This is a genomic window from Mesorhizobium sp. M7A.F.Ca.AU.002.02.1.1 (assembly GCF_003998535.1).
GTDB lineage: Bacteria > Pseudomonadota > Alphaproteobacteria > Rhizobiales > Rhizobiaceae > Mesorhizobium > Mesorhizobium ciceri.
The window spans coordinates 1-946 of record NZ_RZPB01001303.1 but is presented as its reverse complement, the minus strand read 5'-3'; the positions used below and the strand labels follow the sequence as shown (position 1 = coordinate 946).

Below are 946 nucleotides of genomic sequence, written 5' to 3'. Positions count from 1 at the left end.
TAATTGACGGGAGAAGGAAAGATGAAGACCACGAGCTATTACCCGGTGCTGATGACCGGCGACGTCGCCGGTCATCAGCACCGGGTAATAGCTCGTGGTCTTCATCTTTCCTTCTCCCGTCAATTAACATACAGTCTGCATGTAAACCGAATTAACATACAGGCTGCATGTATGCAACAAGATTTCGCGCGTCGTTCCAACCGCGACCGCACCGAAGCCACGCGCGCCCACCTGATTGCCGCGGCGCGAAAGCTGTTCACGGAGAAATCCTATTCCGAGACCGGCACGCCGGAGATCGTCGCCGCCGCCGGCGTGACGCGCGGCGCGCTCTACCATCATTTTGCCGACAAGCAGGCACTGTTTGCTGCCGTGGTCGAGCAGGAGGCGGCAGCGGTCGCCGAGGAGATCGAGCGCGCCTCGCCGCCATCGCTGTTTGCCCATGACGCGCTGATTGCCGGCTCCGACGCCTATCTCGCCGCCATGCGCGCGCCCGGACGCACGCGGCTGCTGCTGCTCGACGGCCCGGCCGTGCTTGGCCGCGCCGCCATGGACGCGATCGACAATCGCCACGGCAACCGCTCTCTGCGCGAAGGGCTGGTCGCGGCGATGCGGGCGCAGACGATGACGAGATTGCCGGCCGACGCGCTGACAGCACTGCTCGGCTCCGCCTGCGACCGTGCCGCCCTGGCCATCGAGGCCGGCGCCTCAGCGCAAGATTACCGCGCCGTGCTCATGGCGCTGATCGATGGGCTGTCTCGTGCTCCTCATCCGGCACCTCGCCCGGTTCGAACTCGTTGAAGCAGCCGAGCTGGCGCTTGAACTGGTCGATCAGCCAGGCCGCCGCCGGCTTCGGGCTGCGATCGCTGCGATGCATGGCAAACAGCGGCGAGCTCACCTCCCTGAAGGATTCGAGGTCGATCTCGACCAGCCGGCCGCTCGCCAGGTC

General features: G+C 65.2%; 1 protein-coding gene and 1 pseudogene. One reads left to right on the top strand and one right to left on the bottom strand.

The annotated features are described in order from the left end of the window. The first annotated feature begins 171 nt into the window (after window positions 1-171). Window positions 172-798 (top strand): TetR/AcrR family transcriptional regulator, encoded by a 627-nt coding sequence (locus EN879_RS37310; protein ID WP_063168769.1) that lies wholly within the window; start codon window positions 172-174, stop codon window positions 796-798. Here the strand turns inward: EN879_RS37310 and EN879_RS37305 are convergent. Further along, window positions 731-946: pseudogene (locus EN879_RS37305) on the bottom strand (substrate-binding domain-containing protein); the annotation flags it as partial. The gene EN879_RS37310 and the pseudogene EN879_RS37305 sit on opposite strands and share 68 nt — an antisense overlap.

Coding starts and splice junctions, on each gene's coding strand:
- EN879_RS37310 (WP_063168769.1), top strand. CDS start 172: ATGCAACAAGATTTCGCGCGTCGTTCCAACCGCGACCGCACCGAAGCC.